The sequence below is a fragment of the Streptomyces sp. bgisy159 genome (assembly GCF_057707805.1).
Genome location: NZ_JBYIQX010000034.1, coordinates 44,746 through 70,335, shown reverse-complemented (window position 1 = coordinate 70,335; position 25,590 = coordinate 44,746). Strand labels below are relative to the sequence as shown.

Genomic DNA, 25,590 nt, shown 5'->3' with positions numbered 1-25,590 from the left:
ACTCCGGGAGTACGCCTCAATATGGCCGTGTCCACCACACGTCACGACATCCGCAACGTCGCCATCGTCGCCCACGTCGACCACGGCAAGACCACCATCGTCGACGGCATGCTGAAGCAGGCCGGTGCCTTCGCCGCCCACCAGCTCGACTCGGTCGACGACCGCATGATGGACTCGAACGACCTGGAGCGTGAGAAGGGCATCACGATCCTCGCCAAGAACACGGCGGTGAAGTACCACCCCAAGGACGGCGGGGACCCGATCACCATCAACATCATCGACACCCCCGGCCACGCCGACTTCGGCGGCGAGGTCGAGCGCGGTCTGTCGATGGTCGACGGTGTGGTGCTGCTGGTCGACGCCTCCGAGGGCCCGCTGCCGCAGACCCGCTTCGTGCTGCGCAAGGCGCTCCAGCAGCGGCTGCCGATCATCCTGTGCATCAACAAGACGGACCGGCCGGACTCCCGGATCGACGAGGTCGTCAACGAGACGTACGACCTCTTCCTCGACCTGGACGCCGACGAGGAGCAGATCGAGTTCCCGATCGTCTACGCCTGCGGCCGTGACGGCATCGCCTCGCTGACCAAGCCGGAGGACGGGACCGTTCCGGGCGACTCCACCTCCCTGGAGCCGTTCTTCTCCACCATCCTGGAGCACATCCCGGCCCCCACCTACGACGAGGGCGCCCCGCTCCAGGCCCACGTCACCAACCTGGACGCCGACAACTTCCTCGGCCGTATCGCGCTGCTCCGCGTCCACCAGGGCGAGCTGAAGAAGGGGCAGACGGTCGCGTGGATGAAGCGCGACGGGTCCGTGGCCAACGTCCGCATCTCCGAGCTGATGATGACCGAGGCGCTCACCCGCAAGCCGGCCGAGAAGGCGGGCCCGGGTGACATCTGCGCCGTCGCCGGTATCCCGGACATCATGATCGGCGAGACGCTGGCGGACACCGAGAACCCGCTGGCGCTGCCGCTGATCACGGTGGACGAGCCGGCGATCTCGATGACGATCGGCACCAACACCTCCCCGCTGGTCGGCCGCGGCGGCACCGGCAAGGGCGCCGACAACAAGGCGGCCGTCAAGGACCGCAAGGTCACCGCCCGCCAGGTGAAGGACCGCCTGGACCGGGAACTGATCGGCAACGTCTCCCTGCGGGTGCTGGAGACCGAGCGGCCGGACGCCTGGGAGGTCCAGGGCCGGGGTGAGCTGGCGCTCGCCATCCTCGTCGAGACCATGCGCCGGGAGGGCTACGAGCTCACCGTCGGCAAGCCGCAGGTCGTCACCAAGGACGTCGACGGCAAGGTGTACGAGCCCGTCGAGCGCATGACGATCGACGTGCCCGAGGAGCACATGGGCGCCGTCACCCAGCTGATGGGTGTCCGCAAGGGCCGGATGGACAACATGTCCAACCACGGCTCCGGCTGGGTGCGCATGGAGTTCGTCGTGCCGTCGCGCGGTCTGATCGGATTCCGGACCGAGTTCCTGACCCAGACCCGCGGCACCGGCATCGCCCACTCCATCCACGAGGGCCACGAGCCGTGGTTCGGCACGCTGACGACCCGTAACAACGGCTCGCTGGTGGCGGACCGCGCCGGCGCGGTCACCGCGTTCGCGATGACCAACCTCCAGGAGCGCGGCGTGCTCTTCGTGGAGCCCGGCACCGAGGTGTACGAGGGCATGATCGTCGGTGAGAACTCCCGCTCCGACGACATGGACGTCAACATCACCAAGGAGAAGAAGCTCACCAACATGCGGTCCTCGACGGCCGACGTGACCGAGTCGATCGTGCCGCCGCGCAAGCTGTCGCTGGAGCAGTCCCTGGAGTTCTGCCGCGACGACGAGTGCGTCGAGGTCACCCCGGAGGCCGTGCGCATCCGCAAGGTGAACCTGGACGCCCGTGAGCGCGCCCGCGCCGCCAGCCGCGCCAAGCACGGCTGACCCCGGGACGACGACGACCCGAGCCGGGCACCCCGCACAGCGCGGGGTGCCCGGCTCGGTCGTTTTCCGGAGGTAAGGGCCACGTAGGGAAAACCCTTCATCCTGGCCGCAGGCGCCCACGACAGGCCAGATCCCTACTAATCTGCTCTGGGAGTGGACGTACTGCGCGTCTTGTGTCAGGACCGGCGCGGGTCACCGTCAACGGACGTGATCCGACGCGGAATTGGGGTCCGGCGCGACGCCGTGCGCGGACCGGTGCCCGGGTGCTGGGCATACCGGCCGGCCCCCCTGCAGACGACCACCACCGCCGCAAGCGGTTTTTCTCACTCCTGCGTCCGGAATGCGGACAGCGTCCACCGATAGATGTGTAACAAGTCCGTTTCGCAGGGATCTTTCTGCAAACCGTTTGTCCGGATTTTGGAAGAAGTACACGTCAGGTGTGATCGAACCGAGACCTTATGGGTGTGGTTCGGCTACGGCCCATGGCAGATAGTTAGGCGCGTAGAGCTCGGGTTGACGAGTCACGCGCTGCCAGCGGCGACGACTCACGAGCCTGCGGGTGCACACGCCTCCCTCGTCTTCGTCGACAGGTGAGTGTCGTGTGCTCCCTAATGCTTTGAACAACAGGACTCTTGAGGAGGAACCCATGCGCGGTGCCAGGAGCGCCAAGTGGGTCGCGGGGGCGATAGTCATTGCTCTCGCCGCGACTGCCTGTGGTGGCAGTGACGACGACAGCAAGGGCAACAGCGGCGGCTCGGGCAAGGCCGGTGGCACCTTCAGGATGGGTATCACCGAGCCGGTCGCCATCGACCCGTACAACGCCCAGGAATCCGAGGGGATCCTGGTTACGACCAACCTCTTCACGGGTCTGTACCTGCCGACCGCCGACGGCAAGGTCAACCCGGCTCTGGCCACCTCCAAGGAGGTCAGCGCGGACGGCAAGACCTGGACCTTCAAGATCAAGCCGGGCACCAAGTTCACGAACGGTGAGCCGGTGAACGCCGAGGCGTTCATCCGCGGCTGGAACCGCGTCGCGGCGAAGACCGCCGCGTCCGACGTGGCCTACCACATGGCCGGCATCCAGGGCTTCGCGGACGTCCAGTCGGGCAAGGCCACGACCATGTCCGGCCTGAGCGCCCCGGACGAGAACACCCTTCAGGTCAAGCTCTCCGAGCCGGACTTCGAGTTCTACGTCAAGACCACCCACACGGTCTTCAGCCCGGTCCCGAAGGTCGCCGGCGACGCCAAGAACAAGGCGTTCAACGAGGCCCCCATCGGCAACGGCCCCTTCAAGATGCAGGGCAAGTGGGAGCACAACAAGAAGATCGTCCTCGTCCGTAACGACGACTACGGTCTGACCAAGGCGAAGCTCGACAAGGTCGACATCGACATCCTGAACTCCAACAACGGCGTCACGCTGGAGTACCAGGGCTTCGAGGCGGGCACCTACGACTGGGCCCGCATGCCCACCCCGCAGCTCCCGGCCGCCAAGGCCAAGTACGAGCCGCAGGGCGAGTGGATCGACGAGGACACGAACGGGATGAACTACATCCTCCCGATCACCGACAACGGTCCGCTGAAGGACAAGAAGGCCCGCGAGGCCGTCTCCTACGCGATCGACCGCGACGCCATCATCAAGGGCGTCTTCCAGGGCATGCAGAGCAAGTCCACGACGATCCTGCCGCCCGCCTTCGCCTCCGTGTACCAGAAGGACCTGTGCACCTCCTGCGTCAAGTCGGACCCGGCCAAGGCCAAGCAGCTCGCCAGTGAGGCCGGCCTCAAGCCCGGCACCACGATCGAGTTCGGCTACAACACGGGCGCCGGCCACGAGGAGTGGGTGCAGGCCGTCAAGCAGCAGATCGAGAAGGTCCTCGGCCTGAACGTGAAGCTCACGGGCAAGCCGTTCGCCGAGCTGCTCGCCGACCAGCAGAAGCCGAACGCCTCCGGCATGTACCGCTTCGCCTGGGGTGCGGACTACCCGACGCCGGACAACTTCCTGTTCCCGCTGCTGGCCACCGCGTCCATCAACAAGGACGAGAACGGCAAGGTCACCGGTGACAACCGCGGCCGCTACAGCAACAAGCAGTTCGACGCCCTGCTCGCCAAGGCCCGCGCCACCGAGAGCGAGGCCGGCCGCAACGACCTGTACAAGCAGGCCGAGAAGATCGCCATGGACGACCTGGCGCTGATCCCGCTGTGGAACCGCACCCAGCTGCGTCTCGCCAACACCAAGAAGTTCGCCGACATCAAGATGGACTTCCATGAGGACCCGAACCTCGCCGAGATCAGCCTGAAGTAACCGGGCGCCGCGTGACGCGGTGTCTGGAGACGGGGGCCGTGGGTACCGAGAGCGCTCGGATGCCACGGCCCTCGACGACCGTCGGGAGCGGTGCGACCCACCCTCCCGCCCCCTACCCCTACCGCCCCACCAACCTTGGGGGGAGGGAGCTGCTCGGAAAACGGCAGCGAGGCAGAGAGGCAAGTCATGGGAAGGTATGTGGTCCGCAGGCTGGGCCAGTTGGTCGTCGTCGTGCTCGGTGCGACGATGATCCTGTTCGCCTGCCTGTTCGTGCTCCCGGGTGACCCCGTCGGGCAGATCGCGGGCAGCGACAAGGCGCGTGATCCGGCTGTCATCGAGCAACTGCACAAGCAGTACGGGCTCGACGACCCGCTGATCGTCCAGTACGGCAACTACGTGGGCAAGCTCGCGACGGGCGACCTGGGAACGGACTACACACAGGGCCGTCCGGTCACGGAGATCCTCGCTCCGAAGCTGGGCAACACCGCGAAGCTGGCCATCGCGGCGATCGCGCTGGACGTCATCATCGGCATCTCGGTCGGTGTGCTGGCGGCGCTGCGCAGATACTCGATCTGGGACGTGTCGGCGACCTTCGTCACCACACTCGCGATCGGCGTCCCGTCCATCGTGCTCGGCATGATCATGCAGCGCATCTTCGTCATCGAGCTGGGCTGGTTCCCGCTCATCGCCGACGACAGCTTCAACTCGATCGTGCTGCCCGCCGTGACGCTGGCGATCATCGACGCCGCACTCGTCGCACAGCTCGCCCGCAGCACGATGCTCGAAGTGCTGCGCGCCGACTACGTCAAGACGGCCGTTGCGAAGGGACTCGCCCGCCGGAACGTCCTGTTCCGCCACATTCTGCGCAACTCGGTCATCCCTGTGGTGACCTACCTGGGAATCTCCTTCGGTGCCCTGCTCGGCGGCGCCATCATCACGGAGACGATCTTCAACTGGAACGGCATCGGTCTCGCTCTGATCCAGGCGATCCAGCAGAACAACAACCCCATCATCGTGGGCGTGGTGACCATCAGCGTGGCGGTCTTCGTCGTGCTGAACCTGGTCGTCGACCTGCTGTACGCCGCTCTCGACCCGCGAATCCGCCTTGCCTGACCCGCAGGGTCGCCCCCATCTAGGAGTCACACCATGACCGAACTCGCCACGGGCGCGAAAGAGCCGACGACGGCCGACCCCGTCGCGACCGCCGACGACGCCGAACCCAGCGTCGCCCGGGTCAGCCAGTGGTCCGACATCCGGCACCGCTTCGTGCAGAACAAGCTCGCCGTGCTCGGCCTGGGCATCATCGTCCTGCTCATCCTGGTCGCCATATTCGCGCCGCTGCTCGCCCCGTTCGACCCCCTTGAGCAGGACCTCAACGCGACCCTGCAGTCCCCGGGCGGGGAGCACTGGATCGGCACCGACGCGCTCGGCCGGGACCAGCTCTCCCGCCTGATCTACGGCAGCCGCATCGCCGTGATCGTCGGCCTCGCCTCGATCCTCGTCGCCCTGAGCATCGGCATCCTCTTCGGTGCCCTCGCCGGCTACTTCGGCCGCTGGGTGGACACCGTGATCATGCGCGCCGCCGACATCTTCTTCGCCTTCCCGCTGCTGATCGGCGCCATCGTCATCATCCTGCTGATGGGCCGCGGCGTGCTCCCGGTGGTGCTCTCGCTCGGCATCTTCTCCTGGGCCACCTACGCCCGACTGCTGCGCAGCCAGATCCTGTCGGTGCGTGAGATGGACTACGTCCACGCGGCCAAGGCGCTCGGCGCCGGCCAGGGCCGGATCATCCGCAAGCACGTCCTGCCCAACTCGCTGACCTCGGTGCTGGTGTACGGCACCAGCAACGTCGGTATCGCGATCGTCGCGGAGGCGTCGCTGTCCTACCTGGGCGTCGGCGTGGACCCGGAGGTCGCCGAGTGGGGCAACATGATCTCCGCCGGCCGCGGGTTCATGGGAGTCAAGGACTTCATGTGGACCTACCCGAGCATCGCGATCGTCATCACCGCGCTGGGCTTCATCCTGCTCGGCAACGGCCTGCGTGACGCGCTCGACCCCAAGCTCCGGTGATCCGCAGCCATGAGTCGTACCCCCCTGAGCAAGCAAGACGAAGGTGATGGCATGACCAGCCTGGAAACGGTCCCCACGAACGCGGGGGCGGACGGGTCCGCGCCGCTTCTCGAAGTCCGCGACCTGCACGTGGAGTTCCAGATCCGTGACGCGGTGACCAAGGCGGTCAACGGCGTCAACTACAGCGTCAAGGCGGGCGAGACGCTCGCCGTGCTGGGCGAGTCGGGCTCCGGCAAGTCCGTCACCGCGCAAGCCGTCATGGGCATCCTGGACAGCCCGCCCGGACGCATATCCAAGGGCGAGATCCTCTTCCAGGGCCAGGACATCCTGAAGCTCCCGGAGAGCGAGCGGCGCAAGCTGCGGGGCGCCAAGATGGCGATGATCTTCCAGGACGCGCTGTCCTCCCTGAACCCGGTGCTCTCCGTCGGCTACCAGCTCGGCGAGATGTTCCGGGCCCACCAGGGCATGTCCAAGAAGGACGCCAAGGCCAAGGCCATCGAGCTGATGGACCGGGTGCGCATCCCGGCCGCCAAGCAGCGCGTCGGCGACTACCCGCACCAGTTCTCCGGCGGTATGCGCCAGCGCATCATGATCGCCATGGCGCTGGCCCTGGAGCCGGAACTGATCATCGCCGACGAGCCGACGACCGCGCTCGACGTGACGGTCCAGGCCCAGGTCATGGACCTGCTCGCCGAGCTGCAGCGCGAGTACAACATGGGCCTGATCCTCATCACCCACGACCTCGGCGTGGTCGCCGACGTCGCCGACAAGATCGCGGTGATGTACGCCGGCCGGATCGTCGAGACCGCGCCCGTGCACGAGCTGTACAAGCGGCCCGCGCACCCCTACACCCAGGGCCTGCTGGACTCGATCCCGCGCCTGGACCAGAAGGGCCAGGAGCTCTACGCGATCAAGGGCCTGCCGCCCAACCTGCAGCAGATCCCCGCCGGTTGCGCCTTCAACCCGCGCTGCGGCCGGGCGCAGGACATCTGCCGCACCGAGGTGCCGGCGCTGGTCCCGGTCACCGAGCGGGACGGTTCGGAACTGGTGGGGCGCGGTTCCGCGTGCCACTTCTGGAAGGAGACGATCCATGGCTGAGCTCGGCAAGAACGAGGAGCAGCAGGACGCCACGCCGAACGTCTCCGACGTGGAAGCGGTGAAGGCGCGCGGCGAGGACCAGGCGGCTGCGGCCGTCGACGCACCCGTCGGGCGAGGGGAACCGATCCTGCAGGTGCGCAACCTGGTCAAGCACTTCCCGCTGACCCAGGGCATCCTGTTCAAAAGGCAGATCGGCGCGGTCAAGGCCGTCGACGGGATCTCCTTCGACCTGCACCAGGGCGAGACCCTCGGCATCGTCGGCGAGTCCGGCTGCGGCAAGTCCACCGTCGCCAAGCTGCTGATGAACCTGGAGCGGGCCACCGCCGGCGAGGTCTTCTACAAGGGCCAGGACATCACCCGGCTGTCCGGGCGCGCCCTGAAGGCGGTCCGCCGCAACATCCAGATGGTGTTCCAGGACCCGTACACCTCGCTGAACCCGCGCATGACGGTCGGCGACATCATCGGTGAGCCGTACGAGATCCACCCGGAGGTGGCGCCCAAGGGCGACCGCCGCAAGCGCGTCCAGGAGCTGCTGGACGTGGTGGGCCTCAACCCGGAGTACATCAACCGCTACCCGCACCAGTTCTCCGGCGGTCAGCGCCAGCGCATCGGCATCGCCCGCGGCCTGGCCCTCAACCCCGAGATCATCATCTGCGACGAGCCGGTCTCGGCGCTGGACGTCTCCGTCCAGGCGCAGGTCATCAACCTGATGGAGCGGCTGCAGGACGAGTTCAACCTGTCCTACATCTTCATCGCGCACGACCTGTCGATCGTCCGGCACATCTCGGACCGCGTGGGCGTGATGTACCTCGGCAAGATGGCCGAGATCGGCACCGACGAGCAGATCTACGACCACCCGACGCACCCCTACACCCAGGCGCTGCTGTCGGCGGTCCCGGTGCCCGACCCGGAGGCCCGCGACCACCGCGAGCGCATCATCCTCACCGGTGACGTGCCCTCCCCGGCCAACCCGCCGTCCGGCTGTCGCTTCCGCACCCGGTGCTGGAAGGCGCAGGACAAGTGCGCCGAGGAGGTTCCGCTGCTGGCGGTGCCCGAGCGTTTCAAGGGCTCGGACAGCCCGGCGGCGCACGAGTCGGCGTGCCACTTCGCCGAGGAGAAGGACGTCGTGCACGTCGCCTGACGGCTCCCGTACGGCATCCTTCCGGTTCCCGGCACCTGTCCAGGTGCCGGGAACCGGCGTTTTCGTGAGGAGTACCGGTGTTGCACCACGTGGAGCTGTGGGTTCCCGACCTGTCCCGGGCCGTGCGCGAGTGGGGCTGGCTGTTCGGCCGGCTGGGCTGGCTGCCGTACCAGGAGTGGGAACGGGGGCGCAGCTGGCGGGCGGGGGAGACGTACGTCGTCGTCGAGGAGTCCCCGGCGATGACCGCGGCGGACCACGACCGGCTCCGGCCCGGCCTCAACCACCTCGCCTTCCACGCCGGTTCCCGCACCGACGTGGACGCGCTGGCCGGGGCCGCCCCCGGGCACGGCTGGCGGCCGCTGTTCGCCGACCGGTACCCGTACGCGGGCGGGCCCGGCCACTACGCCGCCTATCTCGTCAACTCGGACGGGTTCGAGGTGGAGTTGGTGGCCGCGTAGTGACAGGCCACCTGGGTTCCGGCGCCGCCGCCCAGCACCCCGGGGTCGACCGTCCGGCACCGTTCGGCCACCCCGGCCCGTTCCGCCTCGCCGCTCGCCAGCACCGGGCACCGCGGCCGGAAGCGGCAGCCGGTGGGGACGCGGGACGGGTCCGGGGGCTCGCCGGTGAGGACGACCGGCTCGCCCGGGGCCTCCGGGAGCACGGACAGCAGCGCCCGGGTGTAGGGGTGGCGGGGTGCCGTGAGGACCTCCTCCACCGTGCCCGTCTCGACGATGCGGCCCAGGTACATCACCGCGACCCGGTCGGCCACGTTCCACGCCAGCCCGAGGTCGTGGGTGACCACCAGCGCGGCGAGTCCCGGCTCGGTGCGCAGCCGCAGCAGCAGCGCCAGGATCTCGCCCCGCACCGAGGCGTCCAGGGAGGCCACCGGCTCGTCCGCGACGAGGAGTTCCGGCTCCAGGACCAGCGCGCCCGCGATGACGACGCGCTGGCGCTGCCCGCCGGACGGCTCGTGCGGGTACGCCACCGCACGGGCGGCCGGCAGGCCCACGTGCTCCAGGAGCGGCAGCCGACCCCGTCAACGGTCTCCGTACCCGTCTTGGCCTGCGAAGACGCCATTCTCCAGGGGGAGTCGACCGGTCATTGGTCCAGTCCGGTGACGCGCCCCTGGCCACGCCCCGGCGGCGGCCCGGGGGTGCGAACGGGTGGTCCGTCCCGCGTACGGGGGCGCTTGATGTGCGCTGCTCCGGTTATGTGGCGATATTGGCCGATAACGGTAACGGGCAGTCAAGAGGAGGCATCCCATGCGTGGAGCCACGCACGCCAAGTGGGCCGCGAGCGCGGCGGCGGTGGTCCTGGCGGCGACGGCCTGCGGAGGCGGGAGCGACAGCGGCAGTGGCAGCGGCGACAGCGGCGCGGTGCTCTCCTCCTCGTGGGGCGACCCGCAGAACCCGCTGGAGCCGGCCAACACCAACGAGGTGCAGGGCGGCAAGGTCCTCGACATGGTCTTCCGGGGCCTGAAGCGCTACGACCCCGAGACCGGCGAGGCCAAGGACATGCTCGCCGAGAAGATCGAGACCTCCGACTCGCAGACCTTCGACATCACCGTCAAGGACGGCTGGACCTTCAGCAACGGCGAGGCGGTCACCGCCAAGTCGTTCGTCGACGCCTGGAACTACGGTGCCAGCCTGAAGAACAACCAGAAGAACGCCTACTTCTTCGGCTACATCGAGGGCTACGACAAGGTCCACCCCGAGGACGGCAGCGCCCAGACCGCCGACACCCTCTCCGGTCTGAAGGTCACCGGCGACCGCACCTTCACGGTCAAGCTCAGCCAGAAGTTCTCCACCTTCCCCGACACCCTCGGCTACGCCGCCTTCTCACCGCTGCCGCAGGCCTTCTTCGACGACCACGCGGCCTGGCTGGACAAGCCCGTCGGCAACGGCCCGTACACCATCCAGTCGTACTCCAAGGGCTCCCAGATGTCCCTGCGCAAGTGGGACGACTACCCCGGCGACGACAAGGCGCAGAACGGCGGGGTGGACCTGAAGGTCTACACCGACAACAACACCGCCTACACCGACCTGCTCGCCGGCAACCTCGACCTCGTCGACGACGTGCCGGCCGCCCAGCTGAAGAACGCCAAGAACGACCTCGGCGACCGCTACCTCAACACCCCGGCCGGCATCATCCAGACCCTGGCGTTCCCGTTCTACGACAAGGACTGGGACACCTCCGGCGCGCAGAAGGTCCGCCAGGGCCTGTCCAGGGCGATCAACCGCAAGCAGATCACCGAGACGATCTTCCAGAACACCCGCACCCCCGCCCAGGACTGGACCTCACCGGTACTCGGCGAGGACGGCGGCTTCGACCCCGAGCTGTGCGGCGACCTGTGCGACTACGACCCCGAGGAGGCGAAGAAGCTCATCCAGGAGGGCGGCGGCCTGCCCGGCGGCCAGGTCACCATCTCCTACAACGCGGACACCGGCTCGCACGGGCAGTGGGTCAACGCCGTCTGCAACTCGATCAACAACGCGCTCGGCAACACCAAGGCCTGCGTCGGCAACCCCGTCGGCACCTTCGCCGACTTCCGCAACCAGATCACCCAGCGCAAGATGAACGGACCGTTCCGCGCCGGCTGGCAGATGGACTACCCGCTGATCCAGAACTTCCTCCAGCCGCTCTACTACACCAACGCCTCCTCCAACGACGGCCAGTGGAGCAACAAGCAGTTCGACCAGCTCGTCGACCAGGCCAACGCCGAGACCGACCAGGGCAAGGCGGTCGACCTCTTCCAGCAGGCCGAGGAGGTCGTACGCGACAACATGGCGGCCATCCCGCTCTGGTACCAGAACGGCTCGGCCGGCTACTCGCAGCGGCTGTCGAACGTCAAGCTCAACCCGTTCTCCGTCCCGGTCTACAACGAGATCAAGGTGAGCTGACCGGTCATGGGGCGCTATGTCGTCCGGCGGCTGATCCAGATGATCCCGGTGTTCATCGGGGCCACGCTGCTCATCTTCCTGATGGTGAACGTGATGGGCGACCCCGTCGCGGGGCTGTGCGGCGAGCGGCGGTGCGACCCTGCCACCGCCGCCCAGCTGCGCAAGGAGTTCGGCCTCGACAAGCCGGTCTGGCAGCAATACCTGACCTACATGGGGAACGTCTTCACCGGTGACTTCGGTACGGCCTTCAACGGCCAGGAGGTCACCGAGCTGATGTCGACGGCGTTCCCCGTCACCATCCGGCTGACCCTCGTGGCGATCCTCTTCGAGATCGTCATCGGCATCACCCTGGGCGTCGTCACCGGCCTGCGCCGGGGCCGGCCCGTCGACACCGGCGTCCTGGTCCTCACCCTCGTCGTCATCTCCGTCCCCACCTTCGTCACCGGCCTGCTCCTGCAGCTCCTCCTCGGCGTCAAGTGGGGCTGGATCAGTCCCTCGGTCTCCTCCGAGGCGCCCTTCGACGAACTCATCCTGCCCGGCCTCGTCCTGGCCTCCGTGTCACTGGCGTACGTGACCCGGCTGACCCGCACCTCCATCGCGGAGAACCGGCGCTCCGACTACGTGCGCACGGCCGTCGCCAAGGGGCTGCCGCGCCGAAGAGTGATCGTCAAACACCTGCTGCGCAACTCCCTGATCCCCGTCGTCACCTTCATCGGCGCCGACATCGGCTTCCTCATGGGCGGTGCGATCGTCACCGAGCGGATCTTCAACATCCACGGTGTGGGCTACCAGCTCTACCAGGGCATCCTGCGCCAGAACACCCAGACCGTCGTCGGCTTCGTGACCGTCCTGGTGCTGGTCTTCCTGGTGGCCAACCTCGTCGTCGACCTCCTGTACGCCGTACTCGACCCGAGGATCCGCTATGCCTGAGCAGCCGTACGACCAGGAGGGGGCGATCGCCGGCACCGGCATGGGAGGCACGATGGACCTGGGCGTCGACGAGGCGACCACCCTGGAGCGGACGCCGGGCGGGCCCGAGGGCACCGGACCGCAGGCCAAGCCGCGCAGCCTGTGGTCCGACGCCTGGCGCGACCTGCGCCGCAACCCCGTCTTCATCATCGCCGGCCTGATCATCCTCTTCCTGATCTTCATCTCCCTGTGGCCCTCGGCGATCGCCTCCGGCAGCCCCCTCAGATGCGACCTCGCCCGAGCCCAGGAGGGCTCGCAGCCCGGCCACCCGTTCGGCTTCGACGGACAGGGCTGCGACGTCTACACCCGCACCGTCTACGGCGCCCGTACGTCCGTCGCGGTCGGCGTCCTCGCCACCCTCGGCGTCGCGCTCCTGGGCAGCGTCCTCGGCGCGCTCGCCGGGTTCTTCGGCGGCTCCTGGGACTCGGTCCTCTCCCGCCTCACCGACGTCTTCTTCGCGATCCCCGTCGTCCTCGGCGGCCTGGTCCTGCTCTCGGTGGTCACCAGCAACACCATCTGGCCCGTCATCGGGTTCATCGTGCTGCTCGGCTGGCCGCAGATCGCCCGCATCGCGCGCGGCTCCGTCATCACCGCCAAGCAGAACGACTACGTCCACGCCGCCCGCGCCCTCGGCGCCTCCAACTCCCGCATGCTGCTGCGCCACATCGCGCCCAACGCCGTCGCCCCGGTCATCGTGGTCGCCACCATCGCCCTGGGCACCTACATCGCCCTGGAGGCCACCCTGTCCTTCCTCGGCGTCGGCCTCAAACCCCCCAGCGTCTCCTGGGGCATCGACATCTCCGCCGCGTCCCCCTACGTCCGCAACGCCCCCCACGCCCTGCTGTGGCCCTCCGGCGCCCTCGCCATCACCGTCCTGTCCTTCATCATGCTCGGCGACGCGGTCCGCGACGCCCTCGACCCGAAGCTGAGGTGACGGGCCGTGCTGCTCGAAGTGCGGGACCTGTTCGTGGAGTTCAAGACCCGGGACGGTGTCGCCAAGGCCGTCAACGGGGTCAGCTACAGCGTGGACGCGGGGGAGACCCTGGCGGTGCTCGGCGAGTCGGGGTCGGGGAAGTCGGTGACCGCGCAGGCCGTCATGGGCATCCTCGACACGCCTCCGGGGCGCATCGCCGGCGGGGAGGTGCTGTTCCAGGGCCGCGACCTGCTGCGGCTCAAGGAGGAGGAACGCCGCCGGGTGCGCGGCGCCGAGATGGCGATGATCTTCCAGGACGCCCTGTCGTCGCTGAACCCGGTGCTGTCGGTGGGCGACCAGCTCGGCGAGATGTTCGTGGTGCACCGGGGGATGTCCAGGAAGGACGCCCGCGCCCAGGCCGTCGAGCTGATGGACCGGGTGCGCATCCCGGCCGCCAAGGAGCGGGTGAGGCAGTACCCGCACCAGTTCTCCGGCGGTATGCGCCAGCGCATCATGATCGCCATGGCGCTGGCCCTGGAACCGGCGCTCATCATCGCCGACGAGCCGACGACCGCGCTCGACGTGACGGTCCAGGCCCAGGTCATGGACCTGCTCGCCGAGCTGCAGCGCGAGTACAACATGGGCCTGATCCTCATCACCCACGACCTCGGCGTGGTCGCCGACGTCGCCGACAAGATCGCGGTGATGTACGCCGGGAAGATCGTCGAGTCCGCCCCCGTGCACGACATCTACAAGGCCCCCGCCCACCCGTACACCCGCGGCCTGCTGGAGTCCATCCCGCGCCTGGACCAGAAGGGCCAGGAGCTGTACGCCATCCAGGGCCTGCCGCCCAACCTCATGCACATCCCGCCGGGCTGCCCCTTCCACCCCCGTTGCCCGATGGCCCAGGACGTCTGCGTCACCGACGTACCCCCGCTGTACGAGGTCTCCGAGACCCGGGGCAGCGCCTGCCACTTCTGGAGGGAGTGCATGAATGACTGAGCCGATCCTGGAGGTCAGCGGGCTCGTCAAGCACTACCCGCTGACCCGGGGCATCCTCTTCAAGAAGCAGGTCGGCGCGGTCAGGGCCGTCGACGGCGTGGACTTCGCCCTCGGCAAGGGCGAGACCCTCGGCATCGTCGGCGAATCCGGCTGCGGCAAGTCCACCGTCGCCAAGATGCTCGTCCACCTGGAACGTCCCACGGCGGGCCGGATCCGCTACAAGGGCGAGGACATCACCCGGCTGTCCGGGCGCGCCCTGAAGGCGGTCCGCCGCAACATCCAGATGGTGTTCCAGGACCCGTACACCTCGCTGAACCCGCGCATGACGGTCGGCGACATCATCGGTGAGCCGTACGAGATCCACCCGGAGGTGGCGCCCAAGGGCGACCGCCGCAAGCGCGTCCGGGAACTGCTGGACGTGGTGGGCCTCAACCCGGAGTACATCAACCGCTACCCGCACCAGTTCTCCGGCGGTCAGCGCCAGCGCATCGGCATCGCCCGCGGCCTGGCCCTCAACCCCGAGGTGATCGTCGCCGACGAGCCGGTCTCCGCCCTGGACGTCTCCGTCCAGGCACAGGTCATCAACCTGATGGACCGGCTCCAGAAGGACCTCGACCTCTCGTACATCTTCATCGCCCACGACCTGTCCATCGTGCGGCACATCTCCGACCGGGTCGGCGTCATGTACCTGGGCCGCATCGTCGAGACCGGCACCGACCGGGAGATCTACGACCACCCGACGCACCCCTACACCCAGGCGCTGCTGTCGGCGGTCCCGGTGCCCGACCCGGAGGCCCGCGAGTACCGCGAGCGCATCCTGCTCGCGGGCGACGTGCCGTCCCCGACGAACATCCCCTCCGGCTGCCGCTTCCGCACCCGCTGCTGGAAGGCGCGCGAGCGGTGCGCCGTGGAGGTGCCGCTGCTCGCGGTCCCGGAGGCCTTCCAGGGCGCGTCCGGGCCCGCGGCGCACGACTCGGCGTGCCACTTCGCCGAGGAGAAGCGGGTGGTCCCGCCCGAGGCGCAGACGAACACCCCGGAGGACGACGGGAACGAGCCGGGGTGACATGGCGCACCCCGGCTCGCTTACGGCACCCGCACGGCCGTACGCTGCTCAGCGTCGCGCGTCCGTATATCGGTACCGCTTCCGCCAAGTTGCCTCCGTGTTAACGCACTTCGTGCGCATTTGTGCCGTCTGTCACGTCCGCGGCAGACCCAGCGCCCGCTTGAGGAAGTCCACCTGGAGCAGCAGCAGGTTCTCGGCGACCTGCTCCTGCGGGGTCATGTGCGTGACGCCGGACAGCGGCAGCACCTCGTGCGGCCGGCCCGCCGCCAGCAGCGCCGAGGACAGCCTGAGGGCGTGCGCGACCACCACGTTGTCGTCGGCCAGGCCGTGCACGATCATCAGCGGCCGGTGCGGCTCGGCCGGCTCGGACAGCCCCTCGTCGGTCACCAGCGAGCTCTTCGCGTACGCCGCCGCCTGCTCGACCGGGTCGCCCAGGTACCGCTCGGTGTAGTGGGTGTCGTACAGCCGCCAGTCGGTGACCGGCGCGCCCGCGATGCCCGCGCGGAAGACGTCCGGGCGGCGCAGCACGGCCAGCCCCGCCAGCCAGCCGCCGTACGACCAGCCCCGGATCGCCACCCGGGACAGGTCCAGCGGGTAGCGCTCGGCCAGCGCGTGCAGCGCCTCGACCTGGTCGTCCAGGGAGACGGTGAAGTCGTGGTGGACGCCCTTCTCCCAGGCCGGGGAGCGGCCGGGGGTGCCGCGCCCGTCGGCGACCAGCACCGCGAAGCCCTGGTCGGCGAACCACTGCGAGGTCAGATGGGCGTTGTGGGCGGCCAGCACGCGCGGGCCGTGCGGACCGCCGTAGGGGTCCAGCAGGACCGGCAGGGGGGTGTCACCCCGGGAGGTGTCACGGGGGTAGTCCGCAGGCATAAGCAGGGCGCACGGGATGCGGCGTGCGCCCCCCTCGGTGAGCGTGACCCGCGGGGTGAGGCCGGGATTCGACGCATGGGACGCCACGGTCGCCACCGGTTTCCCGTCCCGCAGCACCCGCACCCGGCTGCCCGGCCGGTCGAGCGTCGCCGACACCAGCACCGTCACCGCGCCCGAGCGCACCGCCGAGTGGACGCCGGGCTCCTCGGAGACGCGTTCGACCCCCAGCTCGTTGACCCGGTACACGTGCACTTCGCCGATCTCCGGCCGCGCCGCGTCCTGCCCCGCCGAGGCGGACACGAGGACGTCGTCGGCGGAGACGTCAAGCACCGCACGAATGTGCAACTGCGCACCCGTGAGGGGACGTTCACCCACCACCAGGACCCGCGCACCCCCTTCGTCGGCGACCCGCACCAGCTGCCCCGACGGGCTCCAGCACGGCACTCCGGCGAAAAGATCCAGCCAAATCGGATCTTCTTCGGCATGCACCATCCGGGTCGTCCCGGAGGTCGTGTCCACGGCCAGAAACAGCTGGCTCCGCTGGTCGCGCGCCTGTACGAGCAGCAGCGGCGCACCCGCCGCTGACCAGTGCACTCGCGCCAGATACGGGTACCGCTCCCGGTCCCACACGACCTCCGTGCGCTCCCCGTCGAGGCCGAAGAGGAACAGCCGGACCGCCGCGTTGGGTGTGCCGGCCGCCGGGTAGGGAACGTGTTGTGGGTCACGTTCGGGATGGGCCGGATCCGAGATCCACCAGCGCCGCACCGGCGTGTCGTCCACGCGCGCCACCAGCAGCCGGTCGGACGCCGGGGACCACCAGAAGCCCCTGGACCGCCCCATCTCCTCGGCCGCGATGAACTCGGCGATTCCATAGGAAACCGACTCACTGTCAGGTGCGGCGAGCACCCGGTCGCCCTCCCCGTCGGCCCCAACCACCCGCAGGGCACCCCCGGCGACATAGGCGACACACCCGCCGTCGGGTGACGGCCGCGGGTCGATCACCGGCCCCGGAACCCGCAGTTCCCGCACCTCCCCGGACGCCGGCCGGGCCGTGAACAGCCGCCCCGACAAGGTGAAGGAGACCAGCTCCACGGCGTCGTCGGCGGCGTACCCGACGATCCCCGCGCCGCCCTCCCGGCTGCGCTCGCGGCGCGCCCGCTCCTGCGGCGACAGGTTCTCCGTCGCTCCGCCCAGCAGGGCGTACGGGTCCGCGGCGAGGCGCTCGGAGCCGTCCGCCGGATCCAGGACCCACAGCGCGCCCGCGCGGTCCGTGCCGGAGCCGGAGCGCAGGAACACGACACGGGAGCCGTCGGGGGCGACGGTGAACGAACGCGGCGCGCCGAGGGTGAACCGCTGGGTGCGGGCGTGCAGTCGGGGGAACGAGTAGGTCTCCGACGGGGACTCTGACTCTGGCTCGGTCGTCATGCCCCGACCCTATTGGCCATGATTGGCCATGCGCCCCCTTGCGCGTCCGTGCGCCGACCGATGCGCGCGCACTCATAGTTATGATCACTAGCGCTGTGTGGGTATGAACCTGCTGGCTGCTGTATGGATTTACAACTTCACCCGCTCTGTCATCCCCCATGTACCCGGGTTCTTGGAGGTGAGCCGCCGTGGCACTCTCGATTTCGGCGGTGGTGCTGCTGGCGATCATCGTCTTCTTGTTGATCAAGAAGTCAGGCCTGAAGGGCGGGCATGCGGTCGTCTGCATGCTGCTCGGCTTCTATCTGGCCTCGTCGACGATGGCTCCGACGATCAGTGATCTGACGACGAGTGTGGCGAGCATGATCAGCAGCATCAAGTTCTGAGCAGGTCCGGCGCCGCGCCTGCCCTGACCGGGCCGGGCAGCCGGGGTCCCGCTCGGAACGCCACCGTCAAGGGCCCTGAGGGCCCCGTCGGCCGTCGCAACGCCGGGCTTCCTCCGGGGGCGGCCGACGGCGATCCGGAGGGCCTCCACGGCCCGCACGGGGCTTGCCGCGCCCGCACCCGTCACCGGCGCCCGCCGGAGCCGTTCCGCAGATGCGCGTCGAGGCTCTGGAGCGCCGTCCAGGCCCCGGGGTCGGTGCCGTCGCCGAGAGGGTAGTGGAGTGCGGGTTCGGCGGCCGGGCCGAGCCGACGCGGTGGCACCCGGACGGGCGGCCGACTGGCGTGGGCGAGGCCGGCCTTGCGCACGTCTCGCGGGCCGAGCGTCAACGAGACCGGCACCGGCGGCACTTCGAGGTGCGCGGGGACGGTGAGGTCGGCGCGGGCCGCGCGGACGGTGGCCAGCATGGTGGTCAGTCCGTGCTCCGCGACGAGGCTCGCGGCGAGGGGCTCCAGGGCGTCCAGGGGGACGTCGTCGGGCCGCTCGTAACCGATCGTGAGGCTGACCTCCTCGGCGACGCCCGCCGTGGTGCGGGTGATGCGCTGGGTGGCGACGGCCGGGCGGTCGGGGGAGCCGACGGCGACGAGGTGGGTGGCCGCGGGGGCCCGGTCGCGCGCCAGGTCGGTCAACTGACCGGTCGACCAGGGCAGGTTGACCGGCTCCGCCGTACCCCAACCGGTGGGCGGCGCGCCGGTCAGGTGACGCCAGGCGGCCTCCAGGGCCCGCCCGAGCACGAGCCGGGCGTCCGGCGCGTGCACCGTACGGAACGAGACGTTGAGCTGCCGTTCGCTCGTCGGCCCGGCCCCGGTCCCGGCCGCGAAGGCGTCGGCGACCACCCCGGCCTCCGGCACGAACGTGCCGCCCCGCCAGCTCAGCCGGACCCCGGACGAGCCGTCGTAGTAGCCGCCGTTCGGGTCCTGCACCACCCAGCGGTTGGGGACCCGGCCCAGTGCGGCGCGCAGGGGAAGAGTGAGACGGGTCTGCGGCGGGGTGACGAGGTGCAGGGCGCGGTCCGACCCGGCCGCGTCGCGCAGGAGGCCGGAGAGCCAGGTGGTGAGGGGGAGGAGCGGGCGGTCGGAGACGACGACGGCGGTCGACTCGGTCAGGACGTCGACGCGGGGAGTCCCGTCCACGTGCTCTTGAGAGCTCTGCGGGCTCTCTTGAGGCGTGTCCGGCGGGACCTTCACCGTGCGCGTGGTGGCCGCCGCTCGTGGCCACACGGTGCCGCCGAGGAAGGTCACCAGACGCCCGCACACGGATTCCGCGAGGGAGCGCGCCTCGGGCACCGCGGTGTCGGCCCGCACCTCGGTCCACCAGAACGGCAGCTCCGGAACGGCCACCCGGTCCCCCAGCAGCCGCCGGGCCTCACCGGGCACCTGAACGAGCACCGGCGCCTCCACGGACACCAGCGGACGCCCCGCAGCGGTGCACAGGTGAACGACGGCGCCCTCTTCGGCGGCGGTCAGTTGCAGCTCCGGACCGCCGGCGTGCAGGGCTGCCAGCAGCGCTTTGCTGTCGGGCATCTTCGGGGTGAGTGCGATGAACTCGCTTGTCATGCGTGGCTTTCCGTCGCTACAGAAGTGGGTTCTATCTGTTCGTTCATTCGGGTCCAGCCCACACGGTCTGCTGGTCGGGTCAGGGCTCAGGGGTCGATCTTCCCCGGCTCGATTCAGCGGTACCTTCACAGGATCGGATACCGATCGGTCTTCCTGATCGCAGAACGTCCAGAGTGCCGTAAGGGCCTAGCCCCACGGCATGGACTTCGCCTGCGTCTCAGCCTCGGTTGCCCACATGTCAGCGTATTCGGGGTTGATCGACATGACTTGGGAGCCCATCCGGTCGACCAGTACCAGCGCCACCGTGACGAAGCCCTTCAGCAATGCCTTGAGTGCCTCGTTGTTGGAGTCCTGATATGTCTTGACCAGGGCATCCACGAACTCGGGAAATGCTGCCGGGTCGATTTCGCATTCATCTTCGATGATTTCGCCCAGTCCCGGGTCCCTGCCGATGATCTGAGACAGTGCGTCGGCCTGTCCCAGGAACGCTCTGGCTAGGGAATTGGAGGGGTTCCATACGTCATCATCGCCCACCTGAAAGAAACAGCTCACTCCGCCCACCTCACCTTTACCTTGACGTCAGGGTGCTTTGCCTGCCACTCAGCTATGCCGGACTCTACTGCAGCTCTGAACTGCGGTGTGGCTCCTCGTTCTATGAAGCTTAGCCCGATCGGTGCGTCTTCGAATCCTGGCATGTACGGGCGGGCTCTGACGTAGGCATCGAGCTTCTTGAAGACGTGCTTGGCAATCCACTTCTGCACATTGAGGCGCGGATCATTCCCCGTCGCGGTCTTCTCTTCCCACAAGGTTCCGTCTTCGATTCGATCAATATCAGTGATGGTGTCCGCCCGGTTGTTTGGGTTGTCCACCACGTAGTTGGTGTCGCCTTCTCGGGGAGCACGCTCTCGATTCGAGGAGCCGTCCCCTCCTGGGACTTCGTGGACAGCCTTCGGCGGGACATCTCCATGTGCGCCTTCGAGGCCGCCATGCCCGGACGTCGCGTCGGCATGTCCAGACGCCGGGTGCTCGGATCCGGTGTCATGAATTACACCGTTGGCCGACCCTGTATGGGGACCGTCGAGGTCGCCAGACCTGTCGCTGCGGCCTCCCGAAACGTCGTGGCTCGCCTGAGGAGACCGGCCTTCCCCGGCATGGTCAGTGGCTTCGGTCCAGCGGCCTCCTCCCACCAATTCTGGTTGGCGAGTGGATGTCTCCGTAGACGCGGCGCGTTCGTCGGCCGACTTCTCGACCGGGGCTTGCTCCTTGGCCTGGTGGATGGTGCCGTCGGCGTTGAGGAGGTCGCCTTCCTTGACGAGGTAGATGGTCTTCCCGGTGGCGGCGTCGATGCCCGGGATGGCGTCGGCGGGGACCCTGGGGGAGCGCATCGCGTCGGCCTGGTCGACCAGGTGGGGGATGGCGCCGGTGTGGAGGTCCTTCAGGACGCGGAAGGTGTCGCCGATCTTGACGAAGGCGTAGCCGCCGGCCTTGCCGACGTAGGTCATGGGGTCGATGGCCCGGCCGACCTTGCCGGCCACGGACAGGGCGCGGGCCCCGGCGGAGGTCTTGCCGGCCGCGGAGGCGGCCGCGCCCGCGCCCTCGGCGCCGCCGATCGTGGTCAGGATGTTGAAGCCGACCGTGCCGGCCGCGCGGGAGGGGTTGGTCTTCCAGGTGTCCCAGGCGACGAAGCCCTTGACCGTCTGCTTGTAGGCGGTACGCGACTCCCGCAGCCAGGAGGGCAGTTTGTCCTCGGGGACCAGCCACCAGGTGCCGGCGGTCGCGGAGGTCAGGGCAGAGGCGGTGCTGACCTGGGCCAGGCTCTTCCACGCCTGCCCGGCCGCCGCCCAGCCGTCGTGCCCGAACAGGGTCGCCACCCCGTGGACCGTGGCCAGTACACCGTCCTCCCAGACACCGTTCCACGATTCCGAGACGTGGTGCTTCAGCCAGTCCCAGCCCTCGTACTCCCGCTCGGCCGGCGCACCCCACGGCGTCTCGCCCGCCAGGTCGAGATCCTCCGCCCGGTAGCCGTACATGGCCGGGCCGTGCGAGCCGTCGTCCACGGTGAACACCGTGCCGCCGACCAGCGCGGTGATCCGGTTGTGACAGGCCAGCTCGGCGGCCTGGAACGCGGCCACCGTGTGGTTGACCTCCCGCCACAACTCGTTGTTGCGGTCGACCTTGTCCTGGTCCTTGTGCCAGTCGTCGTCCCCCGCGAGCGAGGCCACGAACGCGCTCGCCTGCCCCCGCAGTGTCTCCAGCCTCCCGGCCAGCGGCCGCACCTCGCCACCGTAGTCCGCCAGCGCCTGCGCGACCTGCTCCAGATCCCCCGCGAACTCGTCCGTCTTCGCCTTCACCGGCACCGTCGTGGCGAACAGATCGGAGGCTTCCGGGGCGTGGTAGAACGCGGCCAATCCCTGGAAGAGGGTATGGATGTTCCCGCCGGAGGCACGGAACTGGGCCGCGTTCGCGCTCAGCAGCATCACCTCCGTCTCCAGCGTGGACAGATCCCCGATGAAGTGCGGTATCCCCGACGGATCGATCAGGTCCTTGCCCCCACCGCTCACTCCCGCGCCCCCGCCCGCACACCCGCAGTGCCGCCCGCGCCCGGCAGGTCCAGCCTCGGCTCCTTCGCCGCCTCCCGCTGCGCCGTCGCCGCCATCGCCACGTCACCCTGCACGTAATAACCGGTGGCCTCCGCCGCCCCGTTCAGCGACTTCGACGTCCGCTCCGCCACATACCGCAGATCCAGACTCCACCGCTGCAGGAACTCACCCAGCGCCGCCCCCACCAGTCCGGCCGTACTTGTGTACGGCCCCATCTCACTGGTGATCGTCCCCGCCGCCGAAGCCGCCTCCGCCAGGTTCCCCTGCATCGCCATCCCCGTGTCCGACAGGTTCCGCGCCTCCGTACCCGACTGCGACAGAACCCCGTACACCCCGACGACGTCTATGTCCCACCCCGTCATACCGCTTCCCCCAAGTCCCGCATGTGTCAGTGCGGCGAGGCGGTATGCGGCCTTCTCGTTCCTTCCGGCAGCCGCACGGGCCTCGCCTGTTCCTCCCGTGAGTCGTCGAACATTCTCTCGTGCACCACTGACAACTCGCAGGCGTGGCTTGGCCGACTGGCTGGATTGGCGTGGTGGAACGGAGGGAGCGGACGGCTCGGGTGACCGGCCAGGAGACCGGGCCGGCGAGGTGCCGGAAGGGCTCAGGTCAGTTGGGAGGCTGCCCGTCGGAGGGGTCGGCGTGTGGCAGAGAATCGACGACGTAGGAGCCCTTGTGCGGCAGCGTCTCGATGAGCCCGCGCTCGCGGAGATCTCGCAGAGCGCGCCGGACGGTCCGGTCGGCGACGCCGTAGGTCTCAGCCAGCCGCGTGATGCTGGAGAGCGCCCCACCCGGCGGGATGCGTCCGGATCGGATCTCTTCTTCGATGGCGCGTGCAATGCGCTGCCACTCGTACTCGGCCATGACCTCAGCTTGGCGTGGCATACCAGTAGCCGCCTTGACGGGCCGTGGTGCACCAAGGGCGCCCATGGCGTACCGTGGTACATTGCGAAGGTGCCCCCGCGACCGTTGCAGCGGTCCGGGGGCGTGGCCAGCAACTCCGTGGAGGTTGATGACGGTGAGAATTATCCACGCGCTCTTGCGCCGACTCGCGGGAACAGTTGCGTCTGTGTCCGGCAGTCGGCGAGGAACGGCACCTCCTGCCCCTGATCGGGAGGTAACCCGGACCGCCGTTCCGCCGCTCCCCGTTCAGCGTCCGACCCACCGGCACGACATGCCTCTCGCCGAGTACGACCTGGCCCCGGTCCGTCTCTACGTCCTTCAGGCCGACCACGAGCGCGAGCAGGCATGGCTGCGCCGCCGACGGCTCGCCGCCGGGCTCGGGGCTGACCTCGCGGCGGTGGCCGGGTGAGCGAGCGGAGCGAAGGGGCGGGGACCGCTCCGCGGGAGCGGCGAGCGCCCGTCCGGATGTGTGTGCGCTGCGGTGTGGTCACCGATGCGCCGGTCGTCGTGTCCGAGGTGCACCAGAACTCCGGGCCCGGGTTCACGGTGTACGCCTGCCGGGAGTGCGCCCCGGGGTTCCCGCAGGTGCCGGACGTGCTCGCCTTCCTGCCGTCCGTCGTCGACGGCGGGGGTGAGGGGCGGTGAACGCGGGAGGCGCTGTGGACGCGTCCCGGTTGTCGGCCGAGTGCGTGGTCGCCCGGGAGGACGACGGCCTGCGGGAACTGCACGCCCGGTGCCGTCGGGCCGAGGACGTTCCCGTGCCGCACGGCCGGGGCCTGATCCTGGTCCACCGCTGCCCGTGCTCCTGCCATACGCAGGCCCCAGGAGGAGGTGCGATGAACCCGTCCTGATTGACCGGCGACGGACCGGCGACGGGCCAGCAGGACGGTAGCGGTCCCGTGGTGACCGCCCGCCCCTCCGTACCCCCGGGCCCGGGAGGGGCGGGCGGCCCCGGGAGTGTGAGTCCACCCCGGCCAGGCCGCCCGCGGGGCACGCCTCCTCGTAGGGTGGAGCCATGACGGAAACCCCCGCCCGGCGTCTGCTGCTCGTGCACGCGCACCCGGACGACGAGTCGATCAACAACGGCGCGACCATGGCCCGGTACGCCGCCGAGGGCGCCCAGGTGACCCTGGTCACCTGCACGCTCGGCGAACGCGGCGAGGTCATCCCGCCGGAGCTGCGCCACCTCACCGGCGCCGCCCTCGGACAGTTCCGCCGGGGCGAACTCGCCTCGGCGATGCGGGAACTGGGCGTCACCGACGTACGGCTGCTCGGCGGCGCGGGCCGGTACGGCGACTCGGGCATGATGGGCCTTCCGGACAACGAGGACCCGGCCTGCTTCTGGCAGGCCGACCTCGACGAGGCGGCCGGACACGTCGTCCAGGTGATCCTGGAGACCCGGCCCCAGGTCCTGATCACCTACGACGACAACGGCGGCTACGGCCACCCCGACCACATCCAGGCCCACCGCGTCGCCATGCGGGCCGTGGAACTGGCCGCCGAGGCGGGCTGGAGCGTCCCCAAGGTCTACTGGAACCGCGTCCCGCGCTCGGTCGCCGAGGACGCCTTCCGGCGGCTGGGGGAGGAACTGCCCGGGCTGCCCTTCGACAAGAGCGCCGCCGTCGCCGACGTACCCGGCGTCGTCGACGACGACCGGATCACCGCCGTGATCGACGGCTCCGCGCACGCCGCCGCCAAGGCCGCCGCCATGCGCGCGCACGCCACGCAGATCGAGGTCGCCCCCGACGCCCCGTACTTCGCGCTCTCCAACGAGCTCGCCCAGCCCCTCTTCACCACCGAGTACTACGAGCTGGTGCGCGGCGAGCGGCCGGAGCGACCGGAGTCCGACCTGTTCCAGGGGGTCGCGTGATGTCAGAGCGCGGATCGCTGCTCGCTCAGCCGCTGCGCGCCCCCTCCGCCGGGCGGTTCGCCGCCGGCGTGGGCCTCTTCCTGCTCGGTGCCGTCACCGGCGCGGCCGGCGCCCTCGTCCAGGCCGGCTGGTTCCCCGGGGGGCTGCTGCTCGCCCTCGCCGGCTCGGCCGGACTGTTCCTCGGCGGGGCCCGCGCGCTCGCCGGCCGGGCCGGGGCCGTCGCGCCCGCCGCCGGCTGGATGATCGCCGTCCTGCTGCTCACCGCGTCCCGCCCCGAGGGCGACTTCCTCTTCGGCGCCGGCGCCGGCTCCTATCTGTTCCTGCTCGGCGGCATGGCCCTCGCTGTGATCTGCGCCACCCTTGCCCCGGTGCGGCAACCACCGGGCGACGACGTCCGACTTGGCAAGTGACGTACCACTTCGCCAGGACGTGGGCGTGCGTATCCCGTGTGGGTTTCCCCGGCGGTCGTGGGATACGGGCGAGAAGTGGCCAGTATGGTGGACCGCGCCGCCGAGCATCCCCGTGCCGACGACT

General features: G+C 69.4%; 24 protein-coding genes. 17 read left to right on the top strand and 7 right to left on the bottom strand.

The window, feature by feature from the left end; genetic code table 11:
- The first annotated feature begins 21 nt into the window (after window positions 1-21).
- From typA to AC3ET3_RS26905, 7 genes are all read left to right on the top strand, one after another.
- Window positions 22-1,938: a translational GTPase TypA gene (gene typA, locus AC3ET3_RS26935; protein ID WP_432138690.1), complete on the top strand. Its 1,917-nt coding sequence runs from the start codon at window positions 22-24 to the stop codon at window positions 1,936-1,938.
- Window positions 1,939-2,584: 646 nt separating this feature from the next.
- Window positions 2,585-4,237, top strand: a complete 1,653-nt coding sequence (locus tag AC3ET3_RS26930; protein WP_432138691.1) for a peptide ABC transporter substrate-binding protein — start codon at window positions 2,585-2,587, stop codon at window positions 4,235-4,237.
- Window positions 4,238-4,423: 186 nt separating this feature from the next.
- Window positions 4,424-5,350, top strand: a complete 927-nt coding sequence (locus tag AC3ET3_RS26925; RefSeq protein WP_432138692.1) for an ABC transporter permease — start codon at window positions 4,424-4,426, stop codon at window positions 5,348-5,350.
- Between the two features lie 33 nt (window positions 5,351-5,383).
- Complete coding sequence (locus tag AC3ET3_RS26920; protein ID WP_432138693.1) at window positions 5,384-6,307, top strand: ABC transporter permease; 924 nt, start codon at window positions 5,384-5,386, stop codon at window positions 6,305-6,307.
- 51 nt (window positions 6,308-6,358) lie between these two features.
- Complete coding sequence (locus tag AC3ET3_RS26915) at window positions 6,359-7,405, top strand: ABC transporter ATP-binding protein (RefSeq protein ID WP_432138694.1); 1,047 nt, start codon at window positions 6,359-6,361, stop codon at window positions 7,403-7,405.
- Window positions 7,398-8,546, top strand: coding sequence for an ABC transporter ATP-binding protein (locus tag AC3ET3_RS26910; RefSeq protein ID WP_435613028.1), 1,149 nt, complete (start codon window positions 7,398-7,400; stop codon window positions 8,544-8,546). The genes AC3ET3_RS26915 and AC3ET3_RS26910 overlap by 8 nt, the downstream gene beginning before the upstream one ends.
- A gap of 77 nt (window positions 8,547-8,623) precedes the next feature.
- The gene (locus AC3ET3_RS26905) at window positions 8,624-9,004 is read left to right on the top strand and encodes a VOC family protein (RefSeq protein ID WP_432138696.1); all 381 of its coding nucleotides are present in this window, start codon (window positions 8,624-8,626) and stop codon (window positions 9,002-9,004) included.
- Here AC3ET3_RS26905 and AC3ET3_RS26900 read toward each other — a convergent pair.
- Window positions 8,956-9,573, bottom strand: coding sequence for an oligopeptide/dipeptide ABC transporter ATP-binding protein (locus AC3ET3_RS26900; protein WP_432157706.1), 618 nt, complete (start codon window positions 9,571-9,573; stop codon window positions 8,956-8,958). The genes AC3ET3_RS26905 and AC3ET3_RS26900 overlap by 49 nt on opposite strands.
- Before the next feature lie 235 nt (window positions 9,574-9,808).
- On the opposite strand from AC3ET3_RS26900, the gene AC3ET3_RS26895 reads away from it, so the two are divergent.
- The 5 genes from AC3ET3_RS26895 to AC3ET3_RS26875 are packed head-to-tail and all read left to right on the top strand — an operon-like array spanning window position 9,809 to window position 15,393.
- The gene (locus tag AC3ET3_RS26895; RefSeq protein ID WP_432138697.1) at window positions 9,809-11,446 is read left to right on the top strand and encodes a peptide ABC transporter substrate-binding protein; all 1,638 of its coding nucleotides are present in this window, start codon (window positions 9,809-9,811) and stop codon (window positions 11,444-11,446) included.
- Between the two features lie 6 nt (window positions 11,447-11,452).
- Window positions 11,453-12,376: an ABC transporter permease gene (locus tag AC3ET3_RS26890; protein ID WP_432138698.1), complete on the top strand. Its 924-nt coding sequence runs from the start codon at window positions 11,453-11,455 to the stop codon at window positions 12,374-12,376.
- On the top strand, window positions 12,369-13,349 hold the full coding sequence (locus tag AC3ET3_RS26885; protein WP_432138699.1) for an ABC transporter permease: 981 nt from the start codon (window positions 12,369-12,371) through the stop codon (window positions 13,347-13,349). The genes AC3ET3_RS26890 and AC3ET3_RS26885 overlap by 8 nt, the downstream gene beginning before the upstream one ends.
- A gap of 6 nt (window positions 13,350-13,355) precedes the next feature.
- Window positions 13,356-14,330, top strand: a complete 975-nt coding sequence (locus AC3ET3_RS26880) for an ABC transporter ATP-binding protein (RefSeq protein WP_432138700.1) — start codon at window positions 13,356-13,358, stop codon at window positions 14,328-14,330.
- A complete protein-coding gene (locus AC3ET3_RS26875) occupies window positions 14,323-15,393 on the top strand; it encodes an ABC transporter ATP-binding protein (RefSeq protein ID WP_432138701.1) in 1,071 nt (356 codons plus the stop codon). The genes AC3ET3_RS26880 and AC3ET3_RS26875 overlap by 8 nt, the downstream gene beginning before the upstream one ends.
- A gap of 132 nt (window positions 15,394-15,525) precedes the next feature.
- Here the strand turns inward: AC3ET3_RS26875 and AC3ET3_RS26870 are convergent, their stop codons facing one another.
- Complete coding sequence (locus AC3ET3_RS26870) at window positions 15,526-17,688, bottom strand: S9 family peptidase (protein ID WP_435613027.1); 2,163 nt, start codon at window positions 17,686-17,688, stop codon at window positions 15,526-15,528.
- A gap of 188 nt (window positions 17,689-17,876) precedes the next feature.
- Here AC3ET3_RS26870 and AC3ET3_RS26865 point away from each other — a divergent pair, with 188 nt between their 5' ends.
- Window positions 17,877-18,071, top strand: a complete 195-nt coding sequence (locus tag AC3ET3_RS26865; protein WP_432138703.1) for a hypothetical protein — start codon at window positions 17,877-17,879, stop codon at window positions 18,069-18,071.
- A gap of 181 nt (window positions 18,072-18,252) precedes the next feature.
- On the opposite strand, the gene AC3ET3_RS26860 is transcribed toward AC3ET3_RS26865, so the two are convergent.
- The 5 genes from AC3ET3_RS26860 to AC3ET3_RS26840 form a co-directional block, all read right to left on the bottom strand.
- Window positions 18,253-19,683, bottom strand: a complete 1,431-nt coding sequence (locus AC3ET3_RS26860; RefSeq protein WP_435613026.1) for a DUF6177 family protein — start codon at window positions 19,681-19,683, stop codon at window positions 18,253-18,255.
- A 186-nt stretch (window positions 19,684-19,869) separates the two neighbouring features.
- Window positions 19,870-20,235, bottom strand: coding sequence for a DUF6086 family protein (locus tag AC3ET3_RS26855; RefSeq protein WP_432157687.1), 366 nt, complete (start codon window positions 20,233-20,235; stop codon window positions 19,870-19,872).
- Window positions 20,232-22,244: a hypothetical protein gene (locus tag AC3ET3_RS26850; RefSeq protein WP_435613025.1), complete on the bottom strand. Its 2,013-nt coding sequence runs from the start codon at window positions 22,242-22,244 to the stop codon at window positions 20,232-20,234. Before AC3ET3_RS26850 ends, AC3ET3_RS26855 begins: the two co-directional genes overlap by 4 nt.
- Window positions 22,241-22,645, bottom strand: a complete 405-nt coding sequence (locus AC3ET3_RS26845; protein WP_435613024.1) for a DUF6507 family protein — start codon at window positions 22,643-22,645, stop codon at window positions 22,241-22,243. Before AC3ET3_RS26845 ends, AC3ET3_RS26850 begins: the two co-directional genes overlap by 4 nt.
- Before the next feature lie 247 nt (window positions 22,646-22,892).
- Window positions 22,893-23,147, bottom strand: coding sequence for a winged helix-turn-helix domain-containing protein (locus tag AC3ET3_RS26840; protein WP_432138708.1), 255 nt, complete (start codon window positions 23,145-23,147; stop codon window positions 22,893-22,895).
- 310 nt (window positions 23,148-23,457) lie between these two features.
- Between AC3ET3_RS26840 and AC3ET3_RS26835 the strand changes: the two genes are divergently transcribed.
- From AC3ET3_RS26835 to AC3ET3_RS26820, 4 genes are all read left to right on the top strand, one after another.
- A complete protein-coding gene (locus tag AC3ET3_RS26835) occupies window positions 23,458-23,595 on the top strand; it encodes a hypothetical protein (protein ID WP_435613023.1) in 138 nt (45 codons plus the stop codon).
- A 74-nt stretch (window positions 23,596-23,669) separates the two neighbouring features.
- Window positions 23,670-23,831 carry a hypothetical protein gene (locus tag AC3ET3_RS26830; protein WP_432138710.1) on the top strand — a complete coding sequence of 54 codons (162 nt, stop codon included), beginning with the start codon at window positions 23,670-23,672 and terminating at the stop codon, window positions 23,829-23,831.
- Between the two features lie 370 nt (window positions 23,832-24,201).
- Window positions 24,202-25,056 carry an N-acetyl-1-D-myo-inositol-2-amino-2-deoxy-alpha-D-glucopyranoside deacetylase gene (mshB, locus tag AC3ET3_RS26825; RefSeq protein WP_435613022.1) on the top strand — a complete coding sequence of 285 codons (855 nt, stop codon included), beginning with the start codon at window positions 24,202-24,204 and terminating at the stop codon, window positions 25,054-25,056.
- Window positions 25,056-25,466 carry a DUF6113 family protein gene (locus AC3ET3_RS26820; protein WP_432138712.1) on the top strand — a complete coding sequence of 137 codons (411 nt, stop codon included), beginning with the start codon at window positions 25,056-25,058 and terminating at the stop codon, window positions 25,464-25,466. Before mshB ends, AC3ET3_RS26820 begins: the two co-directional genes overlap by 1 nt.
- The last annotated feature ends 124 nt before the right edge of the window (window positions 25,467-25,590 follow it).

What these genes read in the sequence shown, in the direction of transcription:
- AC3ET3_RS26875 (WP_432138701.1), top strand. Translation starts at nt 14,323, where the DNA reads ATGACTGAGCCGATCCTGGAGGTCAGCGGGCTCGTCAAGCACTACCCG.
- AC3ET3_RS26895 (WP_432138697.1), top strand. Translation starts at nt 9,809, where the DNA reads ATGCGTGGAGCCACGCACGCCAAGTGGGCCGCGAGCGCGGCGGCGGTG.
- AC3ET3_RS26930 (WP_432138691.1), top strand. Translation starts at nt 2,585, where the DNA reads ATGCGCGGTGCCAGGAGCGCCAAGTGGGTCGCGGGGGCGATAGTCATT.
- AC3ET3_RS26835 (WP_435613023.1), top strand. Translation starts at nt 23,458, where the DNA reads ATGCCTCTCGCCGAGTACGACCTGGCCCCGGTCCGTCTCTACGTCCTT.
- typA (WP_432138690.1), top strand. Translation starts at nt 22, where the DNA reads ATGGCCGTGTCCACCACACGTCACGACATCCGCAACGTCGCCATCGTC.
- AC3ET3_RS26860 (WP_435613026.1), bottom strand. Translation starts at nt 19,683, where the DNA reads ATGACAAGCGAGTTCATCGCACTCACCCCGAAGATGCCCGACAGCAAA.
- mshB (WP_435613022.1), top strand. Translation starts at nt 24,202, where the DNA reads ATGACGGAAACCCCCGCCCGGCGTCTGCTGCTCGTGCACGCGCACCCG.
- AC3ET3_RS26920 (WP_432138693.1), top strand. Translation starts at nt 5,384, where the DNA reads ATGACCGAACTCGCCACGGGCGCGAAAGAGCCGACGACGGCCGACCCC.
- AC3ET3_RS26845 (WP_435613024.1), bottom strand. Translation starts at nt 22,645, where the DNA reads ATGACGGGGTGGGACATAGACGTCGTCGGGGTGTACGGGGTTCTGTCG.
- AC3ET3_RS26870 (WP_435613027.1), bottom strand. Translation starts at nt 17,688, where the DNA reads ATGACGACCGAGCCAGAGTCAGAGTCCCCGTCGGAGACCTACTCGTTC.
- AC3ET3_RS26910 (WP_435613028.1), top strand. Translation starts at nt 7,398, where the DNA reads ATGGCTGAGCTCGGCAAGAACGAGGAGCAGCAGGACGCCACGCCGAAC.
- AC3ET3_RS26925 (WP_432138692.1), top strand. Translation starts at nt 4,424, where the DNA reads ATGGGAAGGTATGTGGTCCGCAGGCTGGGCCAGTTGGTCGTCGTCGTG.
- AC3ET3_RS26890 (WP_432138698.1), top strand. Translation starts at nt 11,453, where the DNA reads ATGGGGCGCTATGTCGTCCGGCGGCTGATCCAGATGATCCCGGTGTTC.
- AC3ET3_RS26885 (WP_432138699.1), top strand. Translation starts at nt 12,369, where the DNA reads ATGCCTGAGCAGCCGTACGACCAGGAGGGGGCGATCGCCGGCACCGGC.
- AC3ET3_RS26915 (WP_432138694.1), top strand. Translation starts at nt 6,359, where the DNA reads ATGACCAGCCTGGAAACGGTCCCCACGAACGCGGGGGCGGACGGGTCC.
- AC3ET3_RS26840 (WP_432138708.1), bottom strand. Translation starts at nt 23,147, where the DNA reads ATGGCCGAGTACGAGTGGCAGCGCATTGCACGCGCCATCGAAGAAGAG.
- AC3ET3_RS26820 (WP_432138712.1), top strand. Translation starts at nt 25,056, where the DNA reads ATGTCAGAGCGCGGATCGCTGCTCGCTCAGCCGCTGCGCGCCCCCTCC.